This is a genomic window from Methylibium petroleiphilum PM1 (assembly GCF_000015725.1).
Lineage (GTDB): Bacteria > Pseudomonadota > Gammaproteobacteria > Burkholderiales > Burkholderiaceae_C > Methylibium > Methylibium petroleiphilum.
Map to the genome: position 1 here is coordinate 2,685,216 of NC_008825.1, position 20,206 is coordinate 2,705,421.

Consider the following 20,206-nt stretch of genomic DNA (forward strand, 5'->3'; position numbering starts at 1 on the left):
GATCAATTCTTTGAACACTGTTCAATTTTCCAAACCAACACCGCGAAGACCTGCCGCCATGAACGCTCCGACCTCCATCGCCCCGCCGGCTCGCCCGGCCACCCTGATGTCCGGCGCCGACTACCGCGACTCGCTGCGCCGCTACAAGCCGACGGTCTACGTCGACGGCCAGCGGGTCGACTCGGTGGCCGACGCGCCGTCGCTGCGCCCCGGCGTCAACGCCCTCGCCTACACCTACGACTTCGCCCGCGACCCGGCGATGGCGCCGCTGGCGCTGGCCGTGCAGTCGAGCCGCGGCTTCACCGTGAACCGCATGGCCCACGTCAACGAGTCGGCCGGCGACCTGCTCAACAAGCTGGAGGCGGTGCGCCTGCTGTGCCAGGAGACCGGTTGCGCGCAGCGCTACCTGATGCACGACGCGCTGAACGGCATCGCCCAGGTCAGCGCGCGCCTGGACGACGCCAAGGGCAGTACCGAGCACCGCGCCCGCTTCCAGGCTTACCTGGCGCGCGTGCAGGACGAGGACCTGAGCCTCGGCGTCGCGATGACCGACGCCAAGGGCGACCGCAGCAAGCGTCCGCATCAGCAGGCCAACCCCGACACCTATGTGCACGTGGTCGAGCGCAACGGCAAGGGCATCGTGATCTCGGGCACCAAGGCCATCGTGACCGGCGCGCCCTACATGCACGAGCTGCTGGTCATGCCGGGGCGCAACATGGGCGCCGAGGACGCCGACTTCGCCGTCTGCTGCGCGGTGCCGATCGACGCGCCAGGCATGACGCTGGTGTCGCGCCCCGCGGGCCGACCGGGCGACAAGCTCGAGCACGGCGCGGCGCTGTTCTCGCGCCGCTATGGCCAGGCCACCGCGGTGGTGATCTTCGACCGCGTGTTCGTTCCCTGGGAGCGCGTGTTCTATGCCGGCCAGGACGGCGAGTGGGAGCACAGCGGCGTGCTGACCTACAGCTACGCCACCCACCACCGCCACAGCTGCATCGCCGCGCGCGCCGGCTTCGGCGACCTGCTGATCGGCGCCGGCGCGCTGATGTGCGAGGCCAACGGCTTCGACCCCGGCGAGAAGAGCAACCTGCGCGAGCCGATGGTCGAACTGATCAAGATCACCGAGGGCTTCTTCGCCTGCGGCGTGGCCGCCAGTGTGTACGGCACGGCCGATCCGTACAGCGGCAGCTTCATGCCCGAGCCGGTGTTCAGCAACATCGGCAAGCTGCTGATGTCGACCCAGATCTACGACATGCACCGCCTGGCGCACGAGGTCTCGGGCGGCCTGATCGTCGCGCTGCCCGGCCCTGACGAGGACCACAACCCGGCCACCGCCGCCACGCTGTCCGAGGTGCTGCGCGCCAACCCGACGGTGCCCTACGACAAGCGCATCGAGGTCGCGCGTTTCATCGAGGACCTGACCGCCTCCTACCAGGGCGGCTGGTATTCGGTGATCAGCCTGCACGGCGGCGGCTCGCCGGCCGCGCTGAAGCAGGAAATCTGGCGCAACTACCCGGTGGGCAGCAAGGTGGAGCTGGTCGAGCGGCTGCTCGACCGCGGCGTGCTGCATGACGAGACGCGCGCGATCACGCGGAACCGCCAGCCTGGCCGCTGCTGCGACACCGGCTGCACCGTGCCGGGCCAGCCGGTGATGGTGGCGCTGCCGGAGTCGACGCGAAAGCAGGACTGAGCGTCCGCACTCAGCCCTGCGTGCGCACCACGATGCGGCCACGCACCTCGCCCCGCATCAAGCGGGCGGCGGCGTCGATGGCTTCGTCCAGGCCGATCTCGGTGGTCATCGACTGCAGCAGCGCGGGGTCCAGATCCTTCGCGAGGCGCGCCCAGGCCTGCTGGCGCAACGCCAGCGGCGCCATCACGCTGTCCACGCCGAGCAGCGCCACGCTGCGCAGGATGAAGGGCATCACCGTGCCCGGCAGGTCGGCGCCCTGCGCCAGGCCGCAGGCGGTCACGGCACCGCCGTAGCGCGTCTGGGCGCAGGCGTTGACGAGCGTGTGGCTGCCCACCGCATCGACCACGGCGGCCCAGCGTTCGGTCTGCAGCGGCTTGCCCGGGGCGCTCAGCTCGGCGCGGTCGATCACCGACTCGGCCCCGAGTTGCTTCAGGTAGTCGGCCTCGCTGGCCTTGCCGGTGGCTGCGACGACGCGATGGCCCAGCTTGTGCAGCAACGCCACGGCGACCGAGCCCACGCCGCCGGTCGCGCCGGTCACCAGCACCTCGCCGTCGCCGGCCTGGATGCCATGGCGCTCGAGCGCCAGCACGCTCAGCATCGCGGTGTAGCCGGCCGTGCCGATTGCCATCGCCTGCCGGGGCGTGAAGGCATCGGGCAGGCGCACCAGCCAGTCGCCCTTGAGCCGCGCCTTGCCGGCCAGGCAGCCCTTGTGGACCTCGGCGACGCCGAAGCCGTTGAGCACCACGCGGTCGCCGGCCTTCCAGGCGGGGTGGCGGCTCTCGATCACGGTGCCGGCGCCGTCGATGCCGGCGACCATCGGCCAGCTGCGCACCACCGGCAGGCGGTTGGTGATCGCCAGGCCGTCCTTGTAGTTGAGGGTGGAGTAGTCGATCGCCACCGTGACATCGCCGTCCGGCAGGAAGCTGTCGTCGACCTCGCGCACCTCGGCGCGAAAACCCTCGCTCTTGTCGAGCACCAAAGCCTTGAACATGTTCGCGTCTCCTCGTGAGTGGATGGTCGGGGTCGGTACTTGGCGGCTCAGTCGGGGGCGACGAGCCGTCGGAAATCGGCAATGGCGGCCTCCAGCGGCGCGCCGTCACGCGCCAGGCGGGCACGCAGCACGGCCCCTTCCCAGGCCGTCCAGAAGCCGCGCGCGGCCAGCGCGGGGTCGAGCCCGCGGCGCACCTCGCCGCGCGCTTGCGCCGCGGCGAGCGCACGCGCCAGCACCTCGCCCCATTCGTCGAGCGAGGCCAGCAGGCGCTGCCGGAAGCCCTCGTGCAGCCCGCCCAGTTCCTGGCCCAGCGCCCCGACCAGGCAACCGCGCTGCCAGCCGTGCCGCGCCATGCCCTCGAGCGACTCGGCCAGGAAGGCGGCGAACTGCGCATCGACGTGGCGCACCGTCGGCGCTTCTCCTCCGAAACAGCGCTCGAGCCGCTTCAGGAAGAACGCCTGGTAGCCCTCCAGCACCGCATAGCCGAAGTCATCCTTGCTGGGGAAGTAGTGATAGAACGAACCCTTCGGCACCCCGGCCGAACGCAGCACTGCGTCCACGCCGCTGGCGGCCCAGCCGCGTTCGAGCACGGCCTCGATGCCGGCACGCACCAACCGGGCCCGCGTGCCGTCACGAGCGTCGCCGCGTTCGGCATGGCTGCGCCGGACGGCGACGGGGCGTGCGCGATCTGGCGCAAGGGAAGAGGCAGGCATGGCGTCCGAAGATTAGACCGATCGTCTACATTTTTCAAGGCCGACTGCCGCGGGCCCCTGCCGGGCACCGTCGATCGGCCGAGAAAGTCAGCTAAGTGCTTGTGAAACAAGAAGTTTCCGCCTTGACGTCAGCGCCCGGCCGCCGCTATCTTCGCGGCCATGATCCGACTGCCCCGGAGCCTGCGGCCGCCATTGGCCAGCCTGTGCTTGGCCTTGTGCCTGGCCGGCACGAACGTGCAGGCCGAGCCGGGTGCCACCGACAGCGCGCCGGACAGCGTGGCCCGCTTCCTCGCCGAGCGCGGCCTGATCGAACCGATCCCGGCCGATTCCTCGTTCGCCCAGCAGGTGCGCGAGCGCGCCGCCGACTGGACCTCGGACCTCGTACTGTCGGCCATGAACTTCCTGGGCGTGCGCTACCGCCGCGGCGGCGAGACCGCCGAGCAGGGCTTCGACTGCAGCGGTTTCACGCGCCACGTGTTCGAGGCCAGCGTCGGACTGGTGCTGCCGCGCCGCTCGAACGAGCAGGCCAAGGCGCCGGGCCTGCTGAACGTCAACCGCGACGAGCTCAAGCCTGGCGACCTGGTGTTCTTCAACACCCTGCGCACGGCGTTCTCGCATGTCGGCATCTACGTCGGCGACGGCAAGTTCATCCACGCCCCCCGCACCGGCGGCAAGGTGCGTGTGGAGGACATGCGTGTCGCCTACTGGAGCAAGCGCTACGACGGTGCACGGCGTGCGCCGCAGCCGGCCGAAACGGCGGTCACGGCGAGCCCGGCATCGACACCCGCGGTGGCCGCGACCGCCCTCGCCTCGCCACTCGCCAGCCCCGGTCATTGAGCGGCGCGCACTGCGCGGCGCGGCGCCCGCGGCACAATGCCGCATGGCCGAGCGCAGCATCCCCCTGATCGACCACCGGCAACACGCCACGCGGCCGGCCGTGCCCGCGCAGGCACCGCCGCCGAGCGGGCTGCTGAGCGACCGCCGCGGCCGTGCGCTGCACGACCTGCGCATTTCGGTCACCGACCGCTGCAACTTCCGCTGCAGCTACTGCATGCCCAAGGAAGTGTTCGACAAGGACCACCGCTTCCTGCCGCACGGCGAGTTGCTGAGCTTCGAGGAAACCACGCGGCTGGCGCGCCTGTTCACGCTGCACGGCGTGCGCAAGATTCGCCTGACCGGCGGTGAACCGCTGCTGCGCAAGAACCTCGAGATCCTGGTCGCGCAACTGGCGGCTCTGCGCACGCCCGACGGCGAGCCGCTCGACCTGACGCTCACCACCAACGCCTCGCTGCTCGCGCGCAAGGCGGTGGCGCTGCGCATGGCCGGGCTGCGGCGCGTCACTGTCAGCCTCGATGCACTCGACGACGCCGTGTTCCGCCGCATGAACGACGTCGATTTCCCGGTGGCCGACGTGCTGGCCGGCATCGAAGCGGCGATCGCCGCGGGGCTGGCGCCGATCAAGGTCAACATGGTGGTCAAGCGCGGAACCAACGACCAGGAGATCGTGCCGATGGCGCGCTTCTTCCGCGAACGGTTCGGCGGCCGGGTGGTGCTGCGCTTCATCGAATACATGGATGTCGGCATCACCAACGGCTGGCGCATGGACGAGGTGCTGCCCTCGGCGCAGGTGGTGCAGCGCATCCACGAGGTCTTCCCGCTGCGTGCGCTCGAGCCCACCGCGCCGGGCGAGACCGCCGAGCGCTGGGGCTATGCCGATGGCCGCGGCGAGATCGGCGTGATCTCCAGCGTCACGCACGCTTTCTGCGGCGACTGCAACCGCGCCCGCCTGTCGACCGAGGGCAAGCTCTACCTCTGCCTGTTCGCGCAGCGCGGCCACGACCTGCGCGCGCTGCTGCGCGACCCGGCCGCCTACGACGACCGGCAGATCGCCGCGGCGATCGGACAGATCTGGCAGGGCCGCGACGATCGCTACTCCGAACTGCGCGGCAGTGCGGCCGGCGCAGAGGCGGCGGCCGCCAAGGTCGAGATGAGCTACATCGGTGGTTGAGGCACGAGCGCGATGATCGGCGCCGAACACATCACGGGTGTCGTCCTCGCCGGCGGGCGCGGCAGCCGCATGGGCGGCGTGGACAAGGGCCTGCAGCCCTACCGAGGCATCCCGCTCGCGCTGCACGCGCTGATGCGGCTGCAACCCCAGGTCGGGACAACGATGATCAATGCCAACCGCAACCTGGCCGCCTACGAGAGCTTCGGTGTGCCGGTCTGGCCCGACACCGACCCCGACTTCGCCGGGCCGCTGTCGGGCTTCCTGGTCGGGCTGGAGCGTGCCGAGACGCCGTTCGTCGTGACCGTGCCCTGCGACACGCCGGACTTCCCCGACGATCTGGTGGCTCGCCTGGCCCACGCACTGGAGGCCGAGGACGCCGAGCTCGCGATGGTGCGCGCCCCCGACAGCGCCGACGCTCCCGGCGCGCCACGGCCCCAGCCGGTGTTCTGCCTGCTGCGCTCCACCCTGCTGGAAAGCCTGGTCCGCTTCGTCCACGCCGGGGGCCGCAAGATCGACCGCTGGACGGCGCAGCACCGCTGCGCGATGGTCGACTTCGACGCCGCCCCGTTCTTCAACGCCAACACGCTGGACGAACTGCGCCGGCTGGAGACGCAGCGTGTCTGAGCCGACCCTCGCCCGGCGCCCGAGCGCGCAGCAGCCGGCCGTGATCCGGCGCCTGGGTCCGGCCGACCTGCTGGCCTACAAGAACCTGCGTGACGAGGCGCTGCGCCTCTACCCCGAGGCCTTCACCTCCGACCACGAGAGCCAGCGCCTGCGCACGCCCGAGAGCTATCTGGGCCGGCTCGGGCTGAACGAGCCGCTGGGCGGCAGCTTCCTGCTGGGCGCCTTCGTCAAGGAAGACGGCGGACGCGAGCGGCTCGTCGGATCGGTCGGCCTCGAGCGCGACACCCGCAACAAGACCCGCCACATCAGCCGCCTGATCGGGCTGATGGTGCTGCCCACCCACAACGGCCACGGCATCGGCAGCGCACTGGTCGGCGCCTGCGTCACCGCGGCGCACCAGGCCGCCGACCTCCAGATGATCGTGCTCAGCGTCACCGCCTCGAGCGACCGCGTGCTGCGGCTGTACGAACGTGCGGGCTTCCGCCGCTACGGCCTGCTGCCGCGCGCGGTGCGGCTGGTCGACGCGCGCGGCGAACACTACTTCGATCGCGCACACATGCAGCTCACGCTGTGAAGCACGCGCCCTGACGATGGACTCACCGACCCCCTCCGCCTTGCCGTCGATCGAACAGATCGCCTCCTGCATCGCCGGCTACGACCCCAATGCGCTGGCCGTGGCGCAGGCGCAGGACTTCATCGCGCGCTTCGTGCCGAAAGTCGGCGCGGTGGAGCAGCTCGCGCTGCGCAGTGCGCTCGGCCGCGTGCTGGCGCACGACATCATCTCGCCGATCGATGTGCCGGCGCACGACAATTCGGCGATGGACGGCTACGCGTTGCGCGGTGCCGATCTGCGCGACGGCCAGCCCACCACGTTGCGCCTGGCCGGCACCGGCTTTGCCGGCCAGCAGTTCGAGGGCCGCGTGGCCGCGGGCGAATGCGTGCGCATCATGACCGGTGCCGTGATGCCGGCCGGCCTGGACACCGTCGTGCCGCAGGAGTTCACCAGCGTCGCCGACGGCGCCGTCACGCTGCCCGCCGGCGTGGTGCGCACCGGCGACAACCGCCGCCTTGCCGGCGAGGACCTCGCGCGCGGCGAGGCCGCGCTGCAGGCCGGTCGGGTGCTGCGCCCGGCCGACATCGGCATGCTCGCCTCGCTGGGCCGGGCCGAGGTGCCGGTGCGGCGCCGGCTGCGCGTCGCCTTCTTCTCCACCGGCGACGAGCTGCGCTCGATCGGCGAGCCGCTCGAGGCCGGCTGCGTCTACGACAGCAACCGCTACACGATCCACGGCATGCTCACGCGCCTGGGTGTCGAGCTGCTCGACCTGGGCGTGGTCCGCGACGATCCGGCCGCGCTGGAAGCCGCCTTCCGCAGCGCGTGCGAGAACGCCGACGCGGTGATCACCTCGGGCGGCGTCAGCGTCGGCGAAGCCGACCACACCAAGCAGGTGATGGCAAGGCTCGGCGAAGTGGCGTTCTGGCGCATCGCGATGCGGCCCGGCCGGCCGATGGCCTTCGGCCGCGTCGCCTCGAACGGCCGCACCGCGGTGCTGTTCGGCCTGCCCGGCAACCCGGTTGCGGTGATGGTGACCTTCTATGCCTTCGTGCGCGATGCGCTGCTGGCGATGGCCGGCGCCACGCCCCAGAGCCTGCCGTTGCTGCGCGCGCGCACCGCCGAGGCCATCCGCAAGAAGCCCGGCCGCACCGAGTACCAGCGCGGCATCGTCTCGCGCGCCGCCGACGGCGACTGGGACGTGCAGCTCACCGGCGCCCAGGGCTCGGGCATCCTGCGCAGCATGAGCGTGGCCAACGGCCTGGTCGTGCTGCACCACGAACAGGCCTCGGTCGAGCGCGGCGGCTACGTCGACGTGTTGCCGTTCGACGGGCTCGTCTGAGACCGAGGGGCGCGTCGCGCCGATGGCCCGCCCGCAATGATCGATCTGCAAGGAGCCCTCATGACCCCGGTGCGCGACGTCGACGTGGCCATTCTCGGCGCCGGCTCGGCCGGCCTGAGCGCCTACCGCGCGGCGCGCGAGCACACCGATCGCGTGCTGCTGATCGACCCCGGCCCGCTCGGCACCACCTGCGCCCGCGTCGGCTGCATGCCGAGCAAGCTGCTGATCGCCGCCGCCGAGGCCGCGCACGCCGTCGACGACGCGACGCGCTTCGGCATCGACGTGCAGGGCGTGCGCATCGACGGCGCGCGCGTGATGGCACGCGTGCGCGCCGAGCGCGACCGCTTCGTCGGCTTCGTGCTCGACGACATCGAGCGCATCGCCCCCGACCACCGGCTGGACGGCGTGGCCCGCTTCCTCGACCCGCACCACTTGCAGGTGGACGGCCCCGGGGGCGCGCTCACCGTGCGCGCTGACCGCATGGTGATCGCCACCGGCTCGCGGCCTCGCCTGCCACCCGAGTGGCGCAGCGCGCTCGGCGATCGCCTGATCGTCAACGACGACGTGTTCGACTGGCAGGACCTGCCGCGTTCGGTGGCCGTGGTCGGCACCGGGGCGATCGGTCTCGAACTGGCGCAGGCGCTGCATCTGCTGGGCGTGCGCGTGCGTCTGCTGGGCCGCGGACCGACGGTCGGCCCGCTCAGCGATCCAGCGCTGGCCGCGCTGGCCGCCAGCCACTTCGATGCGACGCTGCCGCTGCAGCGCGACGCCACGGTGCAGCGCGTCGAGCGGCTCGGCGACGAGGTCGCCGTCCACTGGCGCAGCGCCTCCGGTACGCAGAGCGAACACTTCGACGTGCTGCTCGCCGCCATCGGCCGGCGACCGAACACCGACGCGCTCGGGTTCGAGCACACCGGCCTCGATTGCGACGCCGACGGCGTGCCACTGCGCGACCCCACCACGATGCGCATCGGCCACTCGCACATCTTCATCGCCGGCGATGCGGGCGACGATCGCCCGCTGCTGCACGAGGCGTCTGATGAAGGCCTGATCGCCGGCCACAACGCCGGGCGCTATCCCGACGTGCAGGCCGGGCGTCGCCGCACGCCGCTGGCGGTGGTGTTCTGCGAACCGCAGATCGCGATGGCCGGTCGCAGCCACCGCGAGCTGACCGCGGCCGGCACGCGCTTCGCGACCGGTACCGTGAGCTTCGAGAACCAGGGCCGCAGCCGCGTGATCGGGCGCAACGTCGGCGCCCTGCACGTGTACGGTGAACGCGGCACGCGCCGCCTGCTCGGTGCCGAGATGCTGGGCCCTGCGGCCGAACACCTGGGCCACCTGCTGGCCTGGAGCATCGGCCGCGGGGAAACAGTCGACGAGGCCCTGGCCCAGCCGTTCTATCACCCGGTGATCGAGGAAGGCGTGCGCACCGCGTTGCGGCAGTTGCGCCAGGCGCTCGACCGCCCCGAGCCGGCGCCGTGCGAGGGCTGTGCACCCGGCGACTGATGCGCCGCGCCACCTGACAGCGCACCGTCACGGCGCTGTCGATTCGCCGTCGCGCCGCGCGCGACGAGCTGACATCTGCCTGATGTGGGAAGCCGCCTACACATATCGGCGGCGCCCGCCGACTACGGTGCCTGCACGGACGCCCTACGGTGCGCTTGTCACCCTCGCATCGCGGTTCGATGCGGGCGTCCGGCCGAACCCAACCAGGAGTCAATGAATGCGCATCAGTGGAATGAAGCCCTCGTGGAAACAATGCATCGCCCCGCACGCGGCACTGGCGATGCTGCTCGTCACCGGCACGGCACGAGCCGACCTGGAAGCCGACCGCGCCTACTGCGAGTCGCTTCAAGGGGGCGCCCGCATCGTGTGCCTGCGCGACCTGAAGGCCACGCCCACGCCCGCCGCCAAGCCACCCGCGGCCACCGCTGAGACGCCGGCTGCTGCGCCGGCGGCCGACGCCAAGCCCGCCGCCGCAGCGGCCACGCCCTCCGGCGGCGCCGCACCGTACAAGGTGGTCGACGGCTACAAGGTCGATCCCGAAACGATGAAGGGCTTCCGCACCTGGCGCGCCGCGGCCTGCGACCGCTGTCATGGCGCCAACCAGGAAGGCATGGTGGGACCGTCGCTGATCAACAGCCTGAAGACGCTGAGCAAGGCCGAGTTCGTGACCACCGTGACCCAGGGCCGTCTCGAGAAGGGCATGCCGAGCTTCGGGCAGGCGCCCAACGTGGTCGGCAACATCGATCAGCTCTACGCCTACCTGAAGGGCCGCTCGGACGGCGCCATCACCAAGGCGCACGTCGAAGCGATGCCCTGAACCGACACGCGACGCTGAGATACTCGCCGGCGTGACGGCGCGATGCCGTGAGGATGCACGCCGCCGATGAACCCCAGCGACACCGACCCGCCCGCCGAAGTCGGCCTCCGCGAGGCGTTCGGCTTCTGGCTCAAGCTCGGCTTCATCAGCTTCGGCGGTCCGGCCGGGCAGATTTCGATCATGCACCAGGAGCTGGTGGAGCGGCGCCGCTGGATCTCGGAGCAGCGCTTCCTCCATGCGCTGAACTACTGCATGGTGCTGCCCGGTCCGGAAGCACAGCAGCTGGCCACCTACATCGGCTGGCTGATGCACCGCACCTGGGGCGGCCTGGTGGCCGGCGGGCTGTTCGTGCTGCCCTCGCTGTTCGTCCTGATCGCACTGTCGTGGGTCTATCTGGCCTACGGCGAACTGCCGGCGGTGGCGGGCCTGCTGTACGGCATCAAGCCGGCGGTCACCGCGATCGTGGTGTTCGCTGCCTGGCGCATCGGTTCCCGCGCACTGAAGAATGCCTGGCTGTGGGCCATTGCGGTCGCGGCCTTCGTGGCGATCTTCGCGCTGCACGCGCCGTTCCCGCTGATCGTTCTGGCAGCCGGCCTGCTCGGCCACCTCGGGGGCCGCTACCTGCCCGAACGTTTCGCGATCGGCGGCGGCCATGGCCAGGGCGCAGCGCGCCCGGGGCCGGCGCTGATCGACGACGACACGCCGACGCCGGCCCACGCCCGCTTCTCCTGGCCGCATGCGACGCGCGTGCTGGTGGTCTTCGTGGCCTTGTGGGTCGTGGTCCTCGGCGCGCTGAGCCTGGCCTTCGGCTGGTCGGCGGTGCTGACGCAGATGGGCTGGTTCTTCACCAAGGCCGCGCTGCTGACCTTCGGCGGCGCCTACGCGGTGCTGCCCTATGTCTACCAGGGCGCGGTCGAACACTACCAGTGGCTGACCGGGCCGCAGATGATCGACGGCCTGGCACTCGGCGAGACCACGCCCGGCCCGCTGATCATGGTGGTGGCCTTCGTCGGTTTCGTCGGCGCCTGGACCCATGCGGTGTTCGGGCCCGACGCGCTGTTCGCGGCCGGCGCCGCCGCCGCCGTGATCGTCACCTACTTCACCTTCCTGCCGTCCTTCCTGTTCATCCTGCTGGGCGGGCCCTTCATCGAGACCACGCACGGCAAGCTGCAGTTCACCGCGCCGCTGACCGGCATCACCGCCGCAGTGGTCGGCGTGATCGTCAACCTGGCGGTGTTCTTCGCCTACCACGTGCTGTGGCCGGCCGGGCTGGAGGGGCGCTTCGAGTGGCCCGCGGCACTGATCGGCGCGGCGGCGGCCGTCGCGCTGTTCGGCTTGCGGATCGGCGTGATCCCGGTCGTGCTGGCCGCCGGGCTGCTGGGTCTCGTCTGGCAGTTGCTCTGAGCGGGGACGCAGCGACCGGACTCAGTCGGCGCTGCCGGATTTCAGCGCCAGCGCCTTGTTCGCGAGCGCATCGGCGCGCTCGTTGAGCGGGTCGCCGTTGTGTCCGCGCACCCAGCGCGTCGACACCTTGCGCGCATCGGCCAGCGCGAACAACTGCTTCCACAGGCCCAGGTTGGCGACCGGCTCACCCTTGGAGTTGCGGTAGCCCTTGCGCTCCCAGCCGGCGCGCCACTCGCTCAGGCCCTTGAGCACGTACTGGCTGTCCGACACCAGTTCCACCAGCGCGCCGGCCGGCACGCGCGTCAGGCCTTCGATCGCCGCAGTCAGTTCGGCGATCTGGTTGGTGCCGTGGCCGATGAAGCCGAAATGATCGGTCTCGGTGCGGCCGTCCGGCGCGATGAGCACGGCGCCCCAGGCCGCCGGCCCGGGATTCGACGGCGCACAGGCGCCATCGGTGTAGGCGATCCACTTCATGTCTCGAATCTCTTCTCTCTGTCGTCGGGCGACGATCCTGCCCGGTGGTGCTTGTGGCTGACGACGGCCGGCGCGGCGCGCGGCTTCGGCGTCTTCTTCCAGGCCGGGCCGATGAGGCGCATGCCGCGCACGCGCTTCACGGCCTTGAGCAGGTAGACCGCGCCGAACACCGGCCACCAGCGTTCGCCCGCGCGCTCCATCCACGCATAGCGGTCCAGCCAGGCCTGCGAGCGCAAGGCCGGCCGGTAGCAGCCGAAGCCGCCGCTCTCGACCTCGAAGCTGAGCAGGCGCAGCCAGTCGCGCAGGCGCCGGTAGGCGATGAAGTCGCCGGCGCGCGGCAGGAACAGGCGCTCGTCGTCGCTGCGGCGACCGAGGCGCTGCGCAGCACGTCCGCCCGCCTGGCGCAAACCCCACAGGCTGGTCGGGTTCAGCCCGGTGATCACGACCTGGCCTTCGGGCACGAGCACGCGCTCGACCTCGCGCAGGGTGTGGTGGGGGTCGCGCGCCAGTTCCAGCGTGTGCGGCAGCACCACGAGGTCGAGGCTCTGGCTCGCGAACGGCAAGGCATCGAAATCGCACGACAGCGCCACGGTGCGCGGCGCGGCGCCGCCGTCTTCCGGAACGGTCGCCGCGGCGCCCTCGCGGGCCGACAATGCAAGCCAACGGTGCGGCATGCGGTTGGCCTGCAGCGCATCGATCTCCGGCAGGCCGAGCTGCAATGCGTGAAATCCGAACACATCGGCCACATGCGTTTCGATGCGCGCCTGTTCCCACGCCAACACGTACCGGCCGGGCGGGGTCTGCAGCCACAAGGGCAAATCTATACTCGACGCTTCCTGCACCATGAACCTGATCGCTGTTCCCGCCTTCACGGACAACTACATCTGGATGCTCCACGATGGCGTGTCGGCCATCGTCGTCGATCCGGGGGAAGCCGCGCCGGTGACTCGCGCGCTCGACGAGCGGTCACTGAAGCTCGCGGCGATTGTAGTGACCCACCATCACGGCGACCACGTCGGCGGTGTCGACGCGCTGCGTGCACGCTTGCCCGACGGCCGCGGACCGGTCTACGGTCCGGCGCGCGAGGACATCCCGCAGCCCTTCCTGCCGCTGCGCGACGGCGATGCGATCGAGCTGTTCGGCACGCGCTTCGAGGTGATCGACGTGCCCGGCCACACGGCTGGCCACATCGCCTACTTCGGCCAGCCGGCCGGCGAGGCGCCCATCCTGTTCTGCGGCGACACGCTGTTCAGCGGTGGCTGCGGCCGGTTGTTCGAAGGCACGCCGGCGCAGATGCACGCGTCGCTGTCGCGACTGGCCGCGCTGCCCGGCGACACGCGGGTGTGCTGCGCCCACGAGTACACACTCGGCAACCTGAAATTCGCGTGCGCCGTGGAACCCGGCAACGCCGATCTGATCGACTACGTTGCGCAGTGCGAGTCGCTGCGACAACGCGACCTGCCCACGCTGCCCAGCACGGTGGCGCGTGAACGACAGGTCAACCCCTTTCTGCGCGTCACGAGCACGCAGGTCCGAACCAGTGCCCGCGCGCATGGCGCCGCCGGCGACGATGCGGTGAGCGTGCTCGCGGCATTGCGACAGTGGAAGAACGAATTCCGATGACCGCCCTGCTGCTCACGCCGAAGCGTCGCGCCACGCTGTCCGTGCTGGCCCTGACGCTCGTGCTGGCAGCCTGCGCCACCGCTCCGTCGCCCGAACCGGTCACGGCTCCCGTCGTCAACGCCGGCGCCGCCGCGCCCGGCGCCACGCCGCCCCCCGAGGCCGCAGCGCCCGGCGTGGCCGCCGCCAGCGCCGCCGCGCCGAACGATGCCGCCGTCGCGGCCGGCCCACCGACCGATCCCGTGCGCCCGGAAGAACCGGTCGACCTCGACGCCATCGCGGCGCAACGCGATCTGTGGATACGCGTGCGGCGCGGCTTCGCGATGCCCGACCTCGACACGCCGCTGGTCCGCGACCGCGAGCAGTGGTACGCCACGCGGCCCGATTACGTGCAGCGCATGACCGAGCGGTCGAGTCGCTACCTGTTCCATGTGGTCGAGGAGATCGAACGGCGCGGCATGCCCACCGAACTGGCCCTGCTGCCGTTCATCGAGAGTGCCTTCAACCCGCAGGCCATGTCGACCGCCAAGGCCTCGGGCATGTGGCAGTTCATCCCGTCGACCGGCAAGCACTTCGATCTGGCGCAGAACGCCTTCCGCGACGACCGGCGCGACGTGCTGGCCTCCACGCGCGCCGCGCTCGACTACCTGCAGAAGCTGCACGGCATGTTCGGCGACTGGCATCTCGCGCTGGCCGCCTACAACTGGGGCGAAGGCAGCGTGGGCCGCGCGATCGCCCGCAACCAGAAACTCGGCCTGCCGACCGACTACCTCAGCCTGAAGATGCCGGACGAGACGCGCTACTACGTGCCCAAGCTGCAGGCCGTGAAGAACCTCATCGCGCGGCCAGAGGCCTTCGGATTGACGCTGCCCGCGATCGAGAACCACCCCTACTTCCTGAGCGTGCCGATCCAGCGCGACATCGACGCAGCCCTGGTGGCCCGTCTGGCCGGCCTGCCGCTCGACGAATTCCACGCGCTGAACCCCTCGCTCAACAAGCCGGTGATCCTGGCCGCCGGCACGCCGCAGGTGCTGCTGCCCTACGACAACGCCAACGAGTTCGTGCGCGCGCTGCCCGGTTACCAGGGCCCGCTGGCCAGCTGGACCGCCTGGGTCGTGCCGACGACGATGAAGCCGGCCGATGCCGCCAAGCGGGTCGGCATGAGCGAAGCCGAACTGCGCGAGGCCAATCGCATCCCGCCGCGCATGCTGGTGCGCGCCGGCTCGACGCTGATGGTGCCCCGGCACCCGCACCGGCACCTCGACGACGTGTCCGAGCGCGTGGCCGACAACGCGACGATGCTGCTCGCCCCTGACGCCCCGGCGCTGCGCCGCACCACCGTGAAGGCGCGCAAGAATGACAGCGTGGCCTCGATCGCCGCACGCTACCGGCTCAGCGCCGCCAGCGTGGCCGACTGGAACAAGGTGGCGGCCGGCGCCCACTTCAAGACCGGCCAGGCGGTGGTGCTCTACCTGCCGGGCAGGGCCGCGACCGCCCGCAAGAGCAGCCCCAGCACGACGGCCAAGGCCCGCGGCAACCGCGCCACCACGTCAGCCACGGCCCAGCGCAAGTCGGCCGGCAAGTCGGTGGCCGCGCGCCCGACCGCGCAGGGCAAGAGCCGCGTGGCCGCCAACAGCCGCTGAGGCCAGGCCGGGCCCGCGGGCCTCAGTTGCGCGGCGTGAACAGGATCGCGATGTTGACCACGAGCGCCAGCGTCCAGACCGCCGAACGCAGCATCGCGCGGTCCGCCAGGTAGCACGCCACGAAGGCGGCGCGCAGCCCCACCCACAACAGTGCCAGCATGCCGATGCGGTCGGCCGGCGCCCCGAGCGTCAGCGCGATCGCCACCGCGCCCACGAAGAACGGCAGGGCCTCGAAGCAGTTGGCCTGCGCCGCGTTCGCGCGCGCCCGGTAGCCGCTCTGCCGCGCCAGCCACTCGCGCGGCGCATGGTTGTCGAAACCGCCTTCGCCGCGCGGCGTGCCGAGGCGCCCTCCCTTGGCGATGCCGGCGCAGACGATGGGCATCAGCGCAGCGGCGAGCACGCTCAGGAGCAGGATCGTCGTCATCGCATCGTCTCCGGTTCGGGTCGACGCCGGCACTGGCCCTAGCGTCGATCGCTCAATGCATGGGCGATGGTGCCCAGGTCCACGTACTCGAGTTCGCTGCCGACCGGCACGCCGCGCGCCAGCCGCGTGACGCTCGGGCCTCGGCCCTTCAGGGCCTGGGCGATCACGTGCGCGGTGGCCTCGCCTTCGGCGGTGAAGTTGGTGGCGACGATCAGTTCCTGCACCTCGCCATCGGTGGCACGCGCCAGCAGTTTCTCCAGCCCGATGTCGTGCACCCCGATGCCATCGAGCGGGCTCAGCCGCCCCATCAACACGAAGTACAGCCCGTGGTAGCTGCCGCTGCGCTCGACCGCTGCCTGATCGGCCGGCGTCTCGACCACGCACAACTGCCGGCGTTCACGCGCCGGATCGAGGCAGGTGCTGCACACCGGGGCCTCGGTGAAGGTGTTGCAGCGCTCGCAGTGCCTCACCGTCGCCACGGCCTGCTCCAGCGCACGCGCGAGCCGCAGCGCGCCCTCGCGATCGTGCTGCAGCAGGTGGTAGGCCATGCGCTGCGCCGACTTCACGCCCACACCCGGCAAGCGGCGCAAGGCCTCGGTCAGCGACTCAAGCGTGGACGACGCAGCCATGCCTCAGCGACTCGATCATCAGGAACAGTCCGCGGCAAAGGAATGGCAGCACGCCACCGTCCCACCGAGCGGACGCCGCGGGTCCGGCTCTGCCGGCCCGCCAGCGTCGCCCCCTCGAGGGGGAGCGGCGCAGCCGCAACGGGGGGGAGCCATCAAAACGGCAACTTCATGCCCGGCGGCAGCGGCATTCCTGCCGTCAGCTTGCCCATCTTTTCCTCGCTGGTCGCCGCCGCGCGGCGCACCGCGTCGTTGAAGGCCGCTGCCACCAGGTCCTCGAGCATGTCCTTGTCGTCGGCCAGCAGGCTGGGGTCGATGGTGATGCGCTTGACGTCGTGCTTGCAGGTCATCAGCACCTTCACGAGCCCGGCACCCGACTGGCCCTCGACCTCGATCAGCGCCAGTTCGTCCTGTGCCTTCTTCAGGTTGTCCTGCATGGCCTGCGCCTGCTTCATCAGGCCGGCCAGTTGTCCTTTGAGCATGTCGTTCTCCGGTGGTTCGAATGGGTCAGACGGGTTTGATCGACCCCGGCACGATGCGGGCCGTCTTGAACTGCGCCGTGAGCTGCAGCACCAAGGGGTCGTTGTGGATCAGCGCCTCGGCCTCGCGCTGGCGCTGCTCGCGCGCCGCTGCATCGCGCCGTGCCGGCGTGTCGTTCACCACACCGGCCTCGACGTCCAGCACCACCGCGTGACCCAGCGCGGCGGCCAGTGCCGCCTGCAGGCGTTCGGCATGGTTCGGATTGCGCAGGCTCTCTCGCTCGACGCGCAGCCGCAGCCGCGTTTCGCCGGTATCGATGGCCACGCACTCGGCCTGCAGCGCCAGCTCGCGGACCAACGCCGCGATCGCGTTCGCATCGGTCAGCTGGCGCACCAGCGCGGCCCAGCGGTCGCCCAGCGGACCGCGGGTCATCTCGGTCGGCGCAGGACCACCAGCCGCGTCGTCGCGCGCGACGGTCGGTGGTGCGGGGCGCGGTGCCACCGTCGCCGGGGGCTGGGACATTTCTTCCGCCAGCGGGATGTCGTCCTCCCATGGCGGGACGCTGGACGGGCTCTTCGCAATCAGCGGCGCAGGCGGTCGGGTCGGCACGGGGTCCGCCTTGGACGGTGGCGCCACGGCAAGGCTCGCGGTTGCCGGCGAGCGGGCCAGCGGCACGGCAGGTGCCGAGCCACGCACGAGGGCGGTTGCGGCACGCGGCGCCGCTGCGGGCGTAGCCTGGCCCGGCCGCACCACCGTCTCGGTGCGTGCAGCACCCGGTGGCCTGAACGCCAGCATGCGCAGCAGCACCATCACCAGGCCGCTGTATTCGTCAGGCGCCAGCGCCAGCTCGGCGCGGCCGTGCAGCGCGATGCTGTAGAGCAGCTGCGTCTCGTCGGCCGGCAGCAGGCCGGCGCGCTGCACGAGTGCCGCGGTGTCGGGATCGGCGGCGTCCAGCGCATCGGGCAGCACCTGCAGCAACGCGAGCTGCTGCAGCACCACCGCCATCTCCTCCAGCGCACCCTCGGCCGACAGGCCCTCGGCGCGCAGTGCGTCGGCCGTGGCCACCACGCCGGCGCCGTCACCGGCGGCCAGCGCATCGATCAGCGCATAGACATGGCTGCGGCCCACGGCGCCTATCATCTGGCGCACGCCGGCTTCCTGGAGCGTGCCGGCACCGAAGGCGATGGCCTGGTCGGTGAGCGACAGCGCATCGCGCATCGAGCCGTGCGCGCCGCGCGCCAGCAGCCGCAGCGCCCCCGGCTCGGCCGAGATGCCTTCGGCCGCCAGCACCTGCTCCAGGTGCGCGAGCACCGTCTCGGGCGCCATTGGCCGCAGGTTGAACTGCAGGCAGCGCGACAGCACCGTGACCGGTACCTTCTGTGGGTCGGTCGTCGCCAGCACGAACTTCAGGTACTCGGGTGGCTCCTCCAGCGTCTTCAGCATCGCGTTGAACGCGGTACTGGAGAGCATGTGCACCTCGTCGATCATGAAGACCTTGAATCGCCCGACGACCGGCTTGTAGGCCGACTGTTCCAGCAGTTGCGAGATCTCGTCGACGCCGCGGTTCGAGGCCGCGTCGAGCTCGGTGTAGTCGACGAAGCGGCCGGCGTCGATGTCGCGGCAGGCCGGACACACACCGCAGGGCTGCGCGGTGATGCCTCCCTGACCGTCGGGCCCGGTGCAGTTGAGGCTCTTCGCGAGGATGCGCGACACCGTGGTCTTGCCGACGCCGCGCGTGCCGGTGAACAGGTAGGCATGGTGCAGCCGCTGCGAGGTGAGCGCGTTGGCCAGCGCCTGCACCACATGCTCCTGGCCGACCATCTCGCCGAAGTGGCGTGGACGGTACTTGCGGGCCAGGACCAAGGTGCTCATGCCCGGCAGTTTACCGGCCGGGGTGGAAGCCCCCGGCCACAGGGGTGCCGGATAATCGGTGCGAATCCGCGGCCTGCCCGCGCCGCGCCATCCGCTCATCGGGCCCCTGCCCTGCCGACCATGACCACGCCCACCCCCACCCCGCTGAGCTACGAACAGGCCGGCGTCAACTACGACCTGATCGACCCGCTGAAAGTGGCCGCGCAGCGTGCCGCCAAGGACACCGCGAAGAACCTCGCCGCGCACGGTTTCGGCGAAGTGGCGGCGTCGCGTGGCGAGTCGGCCTACGTGGTCGACGTCGGGCCGTTCTACCTGGCCAGCATCGTCGAGTGCCTGGGCTCGAAGGCTCTCGTCGCCGACGAGATGAAGGCGCTGACCGGCCAGAGCTATTACGCCGGCATCGCGCAGGACACCATCGCGATGGCGATCAATGACCTGATCACCGTCGGCGCGACGCCGCTGGTGGTGCAGGCCTACTGGGCCGCCGGCGGCAGCGAATGGTTCGGCGACGCGCAGCGCGCGCAGGCGCTGGTGGCCGGCTGGAAGCAGGCCTGCGACACCTGCGGCGTGGCCTGGGGCGGCGGCGAGACGCCGGCGCTGGCCGGCATCGTGGAGGCCGGCCGCATCGATCTCGCGGCCTCCTGCACCGGGCTGATCAATCCGAAGTCGCGGCTGTCGGTCGGCGATGCGCTGGCTCCGGGCGATGCGATCGTGCTGCTCGCGTCGAGCGGCATCCATGCCAACGGCCTGAGCCTGGCGCGCAAGCTGGTCGAGCGGCTGCCGCAGGGCTACCTCACCGAAGTGGCGCCGGGCCTGAGCTACGGCGAGGCCCTGCTCGCGCCGACCACGCTGTACTCGCCGGTGACCGAGGCGTTGTGGAACGCGCAGATCGTGCCGCACTACAGCGCCAACATCACCGGCCACGGCTGGCGCAAGCTGCTGCGCCACCCGGCCACCCACACCTACCGCATCCACAGCGTACCGCCGGTGCCGCCGGTGCTGCGCTTCATCGCCGAGCATGCCGGCCACGACGCGCGCGAGGCCTACAGCACCCTGAACATGGGCGCCGGCTTCGCGCTGTTCGTGAAGGCCGCCGATGCGCAGCGCACCGTCGAGGTCGCGCACCAACAGGGCGTTGCCGCCTGGGTCGCGGGCACGGTGGAGGCCGGCCCCAAGCAGTTGCTGATCGAACCGATCGGCGTGCGCTTCGGCGACGACGACCTGCAGCTGCGCTGACGGTCTTTCCCTCGTCGGGTCCGCGACGCGCGACCGGTCGCCTACAATCCTCGGTGACGGGCCTCCCCGCATGGGGGCGCGGCCAACCGGGTCAGGTCGGGAACGAAGCAGCCCTAACCGTTAGCCTCCAGTGCCGGGGTCGGGCTCGTCACCCTTTCCCCTGTACCCCTGGTACGGCGCGCAATCCAG

General features: G+C 71.1%; 20 protein-coding genes and 1 other RNA gene. 13 read left to right on the forward strand and 8 right to left on the reverse strand.

Translation table 11 applies throughout. The features are described 5' to 3' along the window. The first annotated feature begins 58 nt into the window (after nt 1-58). The gene (locus MPE_RS12690) at nt 59-1,687 is read left to right on the forward strand and encodes a 4-hydroxyphenylacetate 3-hydroxylase family protein (RefSeq protein WP_011830104.1); all 1,629 of its coding nucleotides are present in this window, start codon (nt 59-61) and stop codon (nt 1,685-1,687) included. 10 nt (nt 1,688-1,697) lie between these two features. Here the strand turns inward: MPE_RS12690 and acuI are convergent, their stop codons facing one another. Both acuI and MPE_RS12700 read right to left on the reverse strand, forming a co-directional pair. Further along, a complete protein-coding gene (gene acuI, locus MPE_RS12695) occupies nt 1,698-2,678 on the reverse strand; it encodes an acrylyl-CoA reductase (NADPH) (RefSeq protein ID WP_011830105.1) in 981 nt (326 codons plus the stop codon). A gap of 47 nt (nt 2,679-2,725) precedes the next feature. Continuing rightward, nucleotides 2,726-3,391 (reverse strand): TetR/AcrR family transcriptional regulator, encoded by a 666-nt coding sequence (locus MPE_RS12700; protein ID WP_011830106.1) that lies wholly within the window; start codon nt 3,389-3,391, stop codon nt 2,726-2,728. A gap of 159 nt (nt 3,392-3,550) precedes the next feature. On the opposite strand from MPE_RS12700, the gene MPE_RS12705 reads away from it, so the two are divergent. The 8 genes from MPE_RS12705 (at nt 3,551) to chrA (ending at nt 11,642) form a co-directional block, all read left to right on the forward strand. Beyond that, a complete protein-coding gene (locus MPE_RS12705) occupies nt 3,551-4,228 on the forward strand; it encodes a C40 family peptidase (RefSeq protein ID WP_011830107.1) in 678 nt (225 codons plus the stop codon). Nucleotides 4,229-4,271: 43 nt separating this feature from the next. Continuing rightward, entirely contained in the window at nt 4,272-5,399 is a 1,128-nt protein-coding gene (moaA, locus tag MPE_RS12710; protein WP_049820813.1) for a GTP 3',8-cyclase MoaA, read from the forward strand. 12 nt (nt 5,400-5,411) lie between these two features. After that, nucleotides 5,412-6,023, forward strand: a complete 612-nt coding sequence (gene mobA, locus MPE_RS12715) for a molybdenum cofactor guanylyltransferase MobA (RefSeq protein WP_011830109.1) — start codon at nt 5,412-5,414, stop codon at nt 6,021-6,023. Then, nucleotides 6,016-6,597, forward strand: coding sequence for a GNAT family N-acetyltransferase (locus MPE_RS12720; RefSeq protein WP_011830110.1), 582 nt, complete (start codon nt 6,016-6,018; stop codon nt 6,595-6,597). The genes mobA and MPE_RS12720 overlap by 8 nt, the downstream gene beginning before the upstream one ends. Before the next feature lie 16 nt (nt 6,598-6,613). Beyond that, nucleotides 6,614-7,915, forward strand: coding sequence for a molybdopterin molybdotransferase MoeA (gene moeA / locus MPE_RS12725; protein ID WP_011830111.1), 1,302 nt, complete (start codon nt 6,614-6,616; stop codon nt 7,913-7,915). A gap of 60 nt (nt 7,916-7,975) precedes the next feature. Next, nucleotides 7,976-9,421 (forward strand): dihydrolipoyl dehydrogenase, encoded by a 1,446-nt coding sequence (locus MPE_RS12730; protein WP_011830112.1) that lies wholly within the window; start codon nt 7,976-7,978, stop codon nt 9,419-9,421. A gap of 379 nt (nt 9,422-9,800) precedes the next feature. Then, a complete protein-coding gene (locus MPE_RS24640; RefSeq protein ID WP_375136166.1) occupies nt 9,801-10,238 on the forward strand; it encodes a c-type cytochrome in 438 nt (145 codons plus the stop codon). A 66-nt stretch (nt 10,239-10,304) separates the two neighbouring features. Continuing rightward, complete coding sequence (chrA, locus tag MPE_RS12740) at nt 10,305-11,642, forward strand: chromate efflux transporter (RefSeq protein ID WP_011830114.1); 1,338 nt, start codon at nt 10,305-10,307, stop codon at nt 11,640-11,642. A gap of 21 nt (nt 11,643-11,663) precedes the next feature. On the opposite strand, the gene MPE_RS12745 is transcribed toward chrA, so the two are convergent. Both MPE_RS12745 and MPE_RS12750 read right to left on the reverse strand, forming a co-directional pair. Beyond that, nucleotides 11,664-12,116, reverse strand: coding sequence for a ribonuclease H family protein (locus tag MPE_RS12745; protein WP_011830115.1), 453 nt, complete (start codon nt 12,114-12,116; stop codon nt 11,664-11,666). Next, a complete protein-coding gene (locus MPE_RS12750) occupies nt 12,113-12,961 on the reverse strand; it encodes a class I SAM-dependent methyltransferase (protein ID WP_036234715.1) in 849 nt (282 codons plus the stop codon). The genes MPE_RS12745 and MPE_RS12750 overlap by 4 nt, the downstream gene beginning before the upstream one ends. Between MPE_RS12750 and gloB the strand changes: the two genes are divergently transcribed. Beyond that, nucleotides 12,960-13,739 carry a hydroxyacylglutathione hydrolase gene (gloB, locus tag MPE_RS12755; RefSeq protein WP_011830117.1) on the forward strand — a complete coding sequence of 260 codons (780 nt, stop codon included), beginning with the start codon at nt 12,960-12,962 and terminating at the stop codon, nt 13,737-13,739. The two genes, MPE_RS12750 and gloB, sit on opposite strands and share 2 nt — an antisense overlap. Beyond that, entirely contained in the window at nt 13,736-15,379 is a 1,644-nt protein-coding gene (locus MPE_RS12760) for a transglycosylase SLT domain-containing protein (RefSeq protein ID WP_011830118.1), read from the forward strand. The genes gloB and MPE_RS12760 overlap by 4 nt, the downstream gene beginning before the upstream one ends. A 22-nt stretch (nt 15,380-15,401) precedes the next feature. Here the strand turns inward: MPE_RS12760 and MPE_RS12765 are convergent, their stop codons facing one another. The 4 genes from MPE_RS12765 to dnaX form a co-directional block, all read right to left on the reverse strand. Continuing rightward, a complete protein-coding gene (locus tag MPE_RS12765) occupies nt 15,402-15,803 on the reverse strand; it encodes an MAPEG family protein (RefSeq protein WP_011830119.1) in 402 nt (133 codons plus the stop codon). A 38-nt stretch (nt 15,804-15,841) separates the two neighbouring features. Then, a complete protein-coding gene (gene recR / locus MPE_RS12770; RefSeq protein ID WP_011830120.1) occupies nt 15,842-16,432 on the reverse strand; it encodes a recombination mediator RecR in 591 nt (196 codons plus the stop codon). 152 nt (nt 16,433-16,584) lie between these two features. Continuing rightward, entirely contained in the window at nt 16,585-16,911 is a 327-nt protein-coding gene (locus tag MPE_RS12775) for a YbaB/EbfC family nucleoid-associated protein (RefSeq protein ID WP_011830121.1), read from the reverse strand. A 25-nt stretch (nt 16,912-16,936) separates the two neighbouring features. Then, nucleotides 16,937-18,781: a DNA polymerase III subunit gamma/tau gene (gene dnaX, locus MPE_RS12780; protein WP_011830122.1), complete on the reverse strand. Its 1,845-nt coding sequence runs from the start codon at nt 18,779-18,781 to the stop codon at nt 16,937-16,939. Between the two features lie 120 nt (nt 18,782-18,901). On the opposite strand from dnaX, the gene MPE_RS12785 reads away from it, so the two are divergent. Together MPE_RS12785 and ffs are read left to right on the forward strand one after the other, a co-directional pair. Next, on the forward strand, nt 18,902-20,017 hold the full coding sequence (locus tag MPE_RS12785; RefSeq protein WP_041929675.1) for an AIR synthase-related protein: 1,116 nt from the start codon (nt 18,902-18,904) through the stop codon (nt 20,015-20,017). Nucleotides 20,018-20,072: 55 nt separating this feature from the next. Then, nucleotides 20,073-20,170: signal recognition particle sRNA small type (ffs, locus tag MPE_RS23330), an RNA gene on the forward strand. Nucleotides 20,171-20,206: the final 36 nt, after the last annotated feature.

Coding starts and splice junctions, on each gene's coding strand:
- MPE_RS12760 (WP_011830118.1), top strand. CDS start 13,736: ATGACCGCCCTGCTGCTCACGCCGAAGCGTCGCGCCACGCTGTCCGTG.
- moeA (WP_011830111.1), top strand. CDS start 6,614: ATGGACTCACCGACCCCCTCCGCCTTGCCGTCGATCGAACAGATCGCC.
- MPE_RS12690 (WP_011830104.1), top strand. CDS start 59: ATGAACGCTCCGACCTCCATCGCCCCGCCGGCTCGCCCGGCCACCCTG.
- MPE_RS12745 (WP_011830115.1), bottom strand. CDS start 12,116: ATGAAGTGGATCGCCTACACCGATGGCGCCTGTGCGCCGTCGAATCCC.
- MPE_RS12785 (WP_041929675.1), top strand. CDS start 18,902: ATGACCACGCCCACCCCCACCCCGCTGAGCTACGAACAGGCCGGCGTC.
- moaA (WP_049820813.1), top strand. CDS start 4,272: ATGGCCGAGCGCAGCATCCCCCTGATCGACCACCGGCAACACGCCACG.
- MPE_RS12775 (WP_011830121.1), bottom strand. CDS start 16,911: ATGCTCAAAGGACAACTGGCCGGCCTGATGAAGCAGGCGCAGGCCATG.
- recR (WP_011830120.1), bottom strand. CDS start 16,432: ATGGCTGCGTCGTCCACGCTTGAGTCGCTGACCGAGGCCTTGCGCCGC.
- mobA (WP_011830109.1), top strand. CDS start 5,412: ATGATCGGCGCCGAACACATCACGGGTGTCGTCCTCGCCGGCGGGCGC.
- acuI (WP_011830105.1), bottom strand. CDS start 2,678: ATGTTCAAGGCTTTGGTGCTCGACAAGAGCGAGGGTTTTCGCGCCGAG.
- MPE_RS12750 (WP_036234715.1), bottom strand. CDS start 12,961: ATGGTGCAGGAAGCGTCGAGTATAGATTTGCCCTTGTGGCTGCAGACC.
- MPE_RS12705 (WP_011830107.1), top strand. CDS start 3,551: ATGATCCGACTGCCCCGGAGCCTGCGGCCGCCATTGGCCAGCCTGTGC.
- MPE_RS12730 (WP_011830112.1), top strand. CDS start 7,976: ATGACCCCGGTGCGCGACGTCGACGTGGCCATTCTCGGCGCCGGCTCG.
- dnaX (WP_011830122.1), bottom strand. CDS start 18,781: ATGAGCACCTTGGTCCTGGCCCGCAAGTACCGTCCACGCCACTTCGGC.
- MPE_RS12700 (WP_011830106.1), bottom strand. CDS start 3,391: ATGCCTGCCTCTTCCCTTGCGCCAGATCGCGCACGCCCCGTCGCCGTC.
- gloB (WP_011830117.1), top strand. CDS start 12,960: ATGAACCTGATCGCTGTTCCCGCCTTCACGGACAACTACATCTGGATG.
- chrA (WP_011830114.1), top strand. CDS start 10,305: ATGAACCCCAGCGACACCGACCCGCCCGCCGAAGTCGGCCTCCGCGAG.
- MPE_RS12765 (WP_011830119.1), bottom strand. CDS start 15,803: ATGACGACGATCCTGCTCCTGAGCGTGCTCGCCGCTGCGCTGATGCCC.